At 41.9% G+C, this 6,867-nt stretch carries 6 protein-coding genes, 1 rRNA gene and 1 other annotated feature; of the genes, 2 read left to right on the top strand and 5 right to left on the bottom strand.

All coding sequences use genetic code 11. The features are described 5' to 3' along the window. The 3 genes from GLW00_RS05110 to leuS all read right to left on the bottom strand — a co-directional run. Nucleotides 1-68, bottom strand: a 16S ribosomal RNA gene (locus GLW00_RS05110); the annotation flags it as partial. 444 nt (nucleotides 69-512) lie between these two features. Further along, entirely contained in the window at nucleotides 513-824 is a 312-nt protein-coding gene (locus tag GLW00_RS05105) for a rhodanese-like domain-containing protein (RefSeq protein ID WP_160911781.1), read from the bottom strand. Nucleotides 825-942: 118 nt separating this feature from the next. Next, nucleotides 943-3,357 (bottom strand): leucine--tRNA ligase, encoded by a 2,415-nt coding sequence (gene leuS, locus GLW00_RS05100; protein ID WP_160911779.1) that lies wholly within the window; start codon nucleotides 3,355-3,357, stop codon nucleotides 943-945. Nucleotides 3,358-3,408: 51 nt separating this feature from the next. Further along, nucleotides 3,409-3,623: a binding site (T-box leader), on the bottom strand. A 130-nt stretch (nucleotides 3,624-3,753) separates the two neighbouring features. On the opposite strand from leuS, the gene mnmM reads away from it, so the two are divergent. Further along, nucleotides 3,754-4,329 carry a tRNA 5-(aminomethyl)-2-thiouridylate-methyltransferase MnmM gene (mnmM, locus tag GLW00_RS05095; RefSeq protein ID WP_160911777.1) on the top strand — a complete coding sequence of 192 codons (576 nt, stop codon included), beginning with the start codon at nucleotides 3,754-3,756 and terminating at the stop codon, nucleotides 4,327-4,329. Nucleotides 4,330-4,387: 58 nt separating this feature from the next. Here mnmM and tbcS read toward each other — a convergent pair whose 3' ends face one another. Then, entirely contained in the window at nucleotides 4,388-5,464 is a 1,077-nt protein-coding gene (gene tbcS / locus GLW00_RS05090; RefSeq protein ID WP_500683503.1) for a tetraprenyl-beta-curcumene synthase, read from the bottom strand. A gap of 20 nt (nucleotides 5,465-5,484) precedes the next feature. Next, complete coding sequence (locus tag GLW00_RS05085) at nucleotides 5,485-6,261, bottom strand: alpha/beta hydrolase (RefSeq protein WP_160911773.1); 777 nt, start codon at nucleotides 6,259-6,261, stop codon at nucleotides 5,485-5,487. A gap of 59 nt (nucleotides 6,262-6,320) precedes the next feature. Between GLW00_RS05085 and GLW00_RS05080 the strand changes: the two genes are divergently transcribed. After that, entirely contained in the window at nucleotides 6,321-6,836 is a 516-nt protein-coding gene (locus GLW00_RS05080; protein WP_160911771.1) for a gamma carbonic anhydrase, read from the top strand. Nucleotides 6,837-6,867 lie beyond the last annotated feature (31 nt).

Here is a 6,867-nt window from a genome sequence, read left to right as displayed (position 1 = left end):
CGCTCGACTTGCATGTATTAGGCACGCCGCCAGCGTTCGTCCTGAGCCAGGATCAAACTCTCCATAAAAGTTAAGTTTGACTTGCTCATTTGCACACCGAATGTGCTTTGTTTCAAATCTCTTCTATAAAGAAGAAATGTTTTGACGTACTGGTTGGTTCGTTCAGTTTTCAAAGATCAACTACTGCCTTACCCGACAGTAATCAAATTCTAGCATAATCAACTATATATCGTCAATAGCTTTAATAGAATTTGTTGAATTAAATCTCTAAAAGAGATGTTTTGCGTGCTGCCAAATAAGCAACGTTACCTATAATACATCGTGAGCTTCCTAACGTCAATAGTTTCATAGAATTTTTTTAATGTAATTGCGAAAACCAGGAAGAGTAATGAATAAAAGCCCCTCCTCTATAGAAGGGGCACATGATAGGTGTGCAGGATCATTTGACGTCCCATAATAACGAGGAGCGTGTGCAATCATAGAAAATAGCCAATCAAACAAGACCTCTCATTTTAAAAAACAAGCTCACCTTGCCATTTCAACATTCCGCCTTCCATGTTCTGTACGTTACCGAAACCTCTTTCTTTCATGAATTCAGCAGCGTTCATACTCCGGCGCCCGGAACGGCAGATCATCACATACTCTTGATCTTTAGGCAAATCTTCAATCTTCTCAGGAATATCACCGAGGCGTATATGCTTTGCGTTCGGCACCATACCTTGTGAAACCTCTTCATCTTCTCTGACATCAATTATAGTAAAATCATCATTATTGTTCATTTTCTCTTCCACTTGTTGAGGTGTGATTTCTTTAATTTGGCTCATTTTTATCCCTCCATATTAATCGTCACATTAATTTTAATTTACTGTTCATTAAAGTCAAGGCATACGGCCACTCATAAAAAAGCACCCTGCTTACAAAAACAGGGTGCTTATAACTCATTTAATTGGCTACAATATTAACTAACTTTCCTGGTACGGCAATGACTTTTCTAACTGTCTTTCCTTCCAGCCACTGCATTACATCGGCATTTTCAAGTGCCTGTTTTTCAAGATCTTCTTTGGATGCTTCCTTATTAACCATCATTTTCGCTCGCACTTTACCCATAACCTGGACTACGATTTCTACTTCATCTTCTACAAGTTTGGATTCGTCATACTCCGGCCACGGCTGATAGCTGATCGTTTCAGAGTGCCCAAGTTTCTGCCATAGTTCTTCTGCAAGGTGTGGAGCGACAGGAGATAGAAGTTTAACAAAACCTTCTACATACTCTTTCGGTAAAACGTCTGCTTTATAACCATCGTTAATAAAGACCATCATTTGAGAGATTCCCGTATTGAAACGAAGGGCTTCAAAGTTTTCGGTCACTTTTTTAACGGTTTCATGGTAGACCTTCTCTAACGAAGTATCCCCTGCATTCTCTTTAATTGCTTCAGACAATTTGTCTTCCACAACAAATAGTCGCCATACACGATCAAGGAAACGACGAGCCCCGTCCAAGCCGTTCTCAGACCATGCTACTGAAGCATCAAGCGGCCCCATAAACATTTCATAAAGTCTCAAAGTGTCTGCTCCGTGAGAGTAGACGATGTCATCAGGATTGACTACATTCCCTTTAGACTTACTCATTTTTTCATTATTTTCTCCAAGAATCATGCCTTGGTTGAATAGCTTTTGGAATGGTTCTTTGGTTGGAACGACTCCTGCATCATAAAGGACTTTGTGCCAGAAACGTGCATACAACAGGTGAAGAACTGCGTGCTCTGCACCACCAATATACACATCAACCGGAAGCCACTTTTTCAAGGCTTCATAATCAGCAAACGTTTCCTCATTGTTCGCATCAATATAACGAAGGTAATACCAGCAGCTACCTGCCCATTGTGGCATTGTATTCGTTTCCCTGCGTCCCTTCATCCCTGTTTCAGGATCTACAACATTAACCCATTCATCAATATTAGCAAGCGGGGATTCCCCGGTGCCGGATGGTTTGATTTCCGTCGTTTTCGGAAGTTTAACAGGAAGCTCTTCTTCCTTGACTGCGGTAATTGATCCATCTTCCCAATGGATGACAGGAATCGGCTCACCCCAATAACGCTGACGGCTGAAGAGCCAATCACGAAGGCGGTAAGTCGTTTGCTTCTTACCTTTCCCGTTTTCTTCAAGCCATTGGATCGCTTTTTCAATCGCTTCATCTTTCCCAAGTCCGTTCAAGAAGTCAGAGTTGATGTGCGGTCCATCTCCAGTGTACGCTTCTTCCTCGACACTTTCTCCCTCTACGACTGGTATAATGGGAAGGTCAAATTTCTGAGCGAATTCAAAATCTCTTTCATCGTGTGCAGGGACCGCCATAATGGCACCGCTGCCGTAGCTCATCAATACGTAATCAGCCACCCAGATGGGAAGTTTTTCTCCATTAATCGGATTGATCGCATACGAACCAGTGAAGACACCTGATTTATCCTTAGCCAAGTCTGTACGCTCAAGATCACTCTTGTTTTGTGCTTTTTCGATATACGTGGATACGGCATTCTTCTGTTCTGATGTGACGATTTCATCGACCAGCGGATGTTCTGGCGCGACAACGGCATAAGTTGCACCAAATAACGTATCCGGACGAGTGGTAAACACGTCAAAAGATTGGTCAAACCCATCAATTTCAAAAGTGACTTCTGCCCCTTCTGACTTGCCGATCCAATTTCTCTGCATATCTTTAATGCTTTCCGGCCAATCCAATTCTTCCAGATCTTCTAGAAGACGATCCGCATAAGCTGTGATCTTCAGCATCCACTGTTTCATCGGGCGACGTTCAACAGGGTGATCTCCTCGTTCACTACGACCATCGATAACTTCTTCGTTCGCAAGTACCGTCCCAAGAGCCGGACACCAGTTCACGGCTACTTCGTCAATATAGGCCAGACCCTTTTCATAAAGCTTCAAAAAGATCCATTGCGTCCATTTATAGTAATCAGGGTCTGTCGTGTTTACTTCTCGATCCCAATCATAGGAAAACCCAAGTTCCTGAATTTGCCTGCGGAAGGTATCTATGTTTTGTTTTGTGAATTCCTCAGGGTCATTTCCTGTATCCAGTGCATATTGTTCTGCCGGAAGTCCAAAAGCATCCCAACCAATTGGATGAAGCACTTCATACCCCTGCATACGCTTCATACGGGACAGGATGTCTGTAGCTGTGTATCCTTCCGGGTGCCCAACGTGTAGGCCTGCACCTGATGGGTATGGGAACATATCCAATGCATAGAATTTCTTTTTGTCTGAATAACTGTCTGTCTTGAACGTCTTTTCTTCAAGCCAGTATTTCTGCCATTTCTTTTCAATGGTCTTATGATCAAAAGCCATTTCATTGCCTCCTCATAATCTCTCTAAAAATATAAAAAGCCCCTCATCCCAGTATGGGACGAGAGGCTTGATTCCCGCGGTACCACCCAAATTAACACATCTGTGTTCAACTTGACGTCAATAACGGCGACCACACCGGCAGAAACTACTTGGTTTCACTTCTGCGACATCCAAGGCGAGTTCATGAATTTCAAGGACAGCTTCCACCAGCCGCTGCCTCTCTATCACTTGAAAGAATCACTACTACTCCTTTTCAACGTCATGCTACTATTATAACCGTATATTAATGAATGAAAACAGCTTTGTCAAGCGGGCCCTGCCTACCCGATCGTTCTTCTACAGGAAAGGGATGTTCGTGCTACAATACTAAAGAACAATACAATTGGAGGATGTTACATGACGATTGAACGAATTTTAGACTATGCCCATTCTTTGATAAAAAAAACGATAGAACCAGGAGATGCCGTAATAGATGGCACCTGCGGCAACGGTCACGATACTGCTTTTCTAGCTGAACTTGTAGGAGAGGAAGGACATGTATATGCCTTTGATGTGCAGGAAAAAGCCATCTCCAACACCAAGGAGCGTTTAGCAGAACACGGACTTGCAAACCATACAAGCCTTATCCATGATTCCCATGCAAATGTACAAAACTACCTAAAAGACAAACACCAACACAACATATCCGCTGCCATTTACAATCTAGGTTATTTGCCAGGCAGTGATAAAAGTGTGGTAACCAAGCCTGAAGGGACCATCCAGTCGGTCGAAAACGTACTGGAGACTTTAAAAAAAGGTGGACTGGTGGTTTTAGTCGTCTATCATGGACACCCCGGGGGTGCTGAAGAGAAAGAAGCCATCCTGGATTATGTTTCAGGGTTAGATTCAAAGCACTATCAAGTCCTCCATTACGGGTTTATCAATAAGAAGAGAACGCCACCCTTTATCTTAGCCATCGAGAAACTCTCATAATCCTATGTTTTCATCTTAGAAGTCTTAGTTTACCTATAAGAGAAAAAAGCCTGGTCGGTTAAATTTCACGACCAGGCTTTAATTTATGGTACATCTTTGTATTGTAATAAAAGAACGTCGCTTTCTTACCACTTACTTTTAACATTTCTTTCACGAAGCTTTTAGCATTTGAAAGTCTGCCCACTTTACGATCAGCTAGATACATGCCAACGAGCCCTTCATGTATCATTTGGTGAAAGGATGCATCTGGAAGCCTTTGAATTTCCTCATGTGTCCTTTCGACAAAATACCGGAAACGTGTCTTCATTTCTTCTTCATGATCGTAGTAAGCACAGAAATTCAAATCTCCCTCTTTTTCATCTTCTTCCTGATCAATATAATAATCAAGTAAGATATGTAATCCCTGCATATATGGAAAGTAACTTCTTTCAATTTGACGGGATAACGATGCATCCATCTTTCCACTCAACGTATAGGACACGAGGCAGAAAATTCCTAAAGTAGACCCTGTACACGCTGAAAATTCATACCAGCTAAGCTCTGGCCACTCTTTTTGATAATCCTTGAACCAATTCTGCAGTCTGGGAATCCTCTCATTTTCGATAACATGTTTATGAACTTGCAGATCACCATATAACTTACCTAACTTTATCGCCTGTTCCTTAACGGTTGGATAGTCGTCCGCTTGGGAAAGGACTTGCTGGCACGTTTTCACAAGTTCATGAAGGTATCCTCCATCATCCCGCTCCTCACGATAGATATAATAATCTTTTAATGAATTTCCTGGTGTCAGGGCATCGATCATAGATTCATGTAGCATTCTGAAATCGTCAGGGTTCATGGAGGTGCTCCGGTCACATAGGTTGTCCAGATAGTCACTGATGGTTTGGTAAGCAACAATGAAACGAATAGCCTGTTTATCGTTACCTCGGGAGAGAACCGAGTAAATAGATCCACCTTCACAGTGAAACGTCTTTTCTTCAATACTTGCTAAAGCTTGACTTCTAAGTTCTTCGTCAGGAATCGATTTCGCTCTTTGAATCCAATAAGACAATTCATCATGAACAGCAGGAAAAATATTTCGATACACCCTGTACATTAAAAGGATGGCGTTGCCTGGGACTGCACGTGTCAAAAGAAATCCTCCTTGCCGATTTACTTTATATGGTCTTCTAAAAAGGATTGCGTATGTTGATAGACATCTTTCCATTCAGGCTCATTAAAAATTTCATGATAAAGACCAGGCCACTGTTTGTACCTTTTTTCTTTCACCTGTACGCGGTCAAACCATTCCACTGTCTTCTCTATTCTCACCATATAATCATCTTCAGCCTGCATCAGTAATAAAGGGATATCAGGAAAGCGTTGAATATCAGAGAACGCTTCTCTCGTCGCTTTTTGAAATTCACGATACCAGCGAACAGAGACTTTATCAATAATCATAGGATCTTGTTGAAACTCTATAATTTTATCCTTATTACGTGTGATATATTCAGGATCTTGAGGTGCCTTGAGTCTTAATGATGGGACAAAAGTGTTTAAAATATACGACACCATTTCCAAAGGCAGACTCGCTTTTTTTAAAAGTCCCAGTGCAGGGGAAGAGAGAATGACGCCATCCACCTTTGGTTGAGCAACCTCCATTGTTCTTACAACCGCAAGACCTCCCATACTGTGACCCATTAAAAATATCTTTTTATCGGGGTCTGCCTCTTGGATCCACATCATTATGGTATTGACATAATCCTGAAAAGAACAGATATGTCCACTTTTCCCTGAAGAACGCCCCTGACCTGGAAGATCGCCGTAAATAACAGAGTATCCATCCTTTTGAAGTTGGTCGACCAGTTCATGGTACCGCCCTGAATGTTCAAAGGCTCCATGAACGAGCACAACCGTAGCGCGATCATTGACTGATTCTATTTTCTTCACAGCATCCCCCTCTTTTCTTCTGCTATACTATCAATAGTATTAGTATAAGGGGGTTTTTCATGATTTGCGAATATAAAGGAAAGATACCTGATATTCACCCAAGCGCCTATGTAGCTGAGGATGCTGTGATTACAGGGGATGTAACTATTCAAGAAAACGCCAGTGTTTGGTTTAAGACCGTAATTAGAGGAGATGTTGCTCCTGTACATATTGGTAAGAACTCAAATATTCAAGATTTGAGCCTTTTACATCAAAGCCCGGACAAACCTTTAATTATTGAAGATGGAGTTACCATCGGTCACCAAGTCACTCTTCATTCCGCCCATATAAAAGAAAATGCATTAATCGGCATGGGGTCGCTTATTCTGGATGGCGCTGTTATTGGTGAACAAGCTTTTATCGGCGCAGGGAGTCTTGTCCCCCCCGGGAAAGTGATTCCACCGAATACACTCGCTTTCGGACGTCCAGCCAAAGTCATAAGAGAACTGAATGAAGAAGACATAAAAGAACTCAATCGGATAAGGAAAAGTTACGTGGAAAAAGGGCAGTATTATAAAAAAATACGAGAATCATAATTCCATAAGTTATCTGAACAATAAAAAAGCC

The organism is Halobacillus litoralis, assembly GCF_009856445.1.
Lineage (GTDB): Bacteria > Bacillota > Bacilli > Bacillales > Halobacillaceae > Halobacillus > Halobacillus litoralis.
The sequence above is the reverse complement of the archived record's forward strand: the minus strand, read 5'-3'. Positions and strand labels throughout refer to the sequence as shown.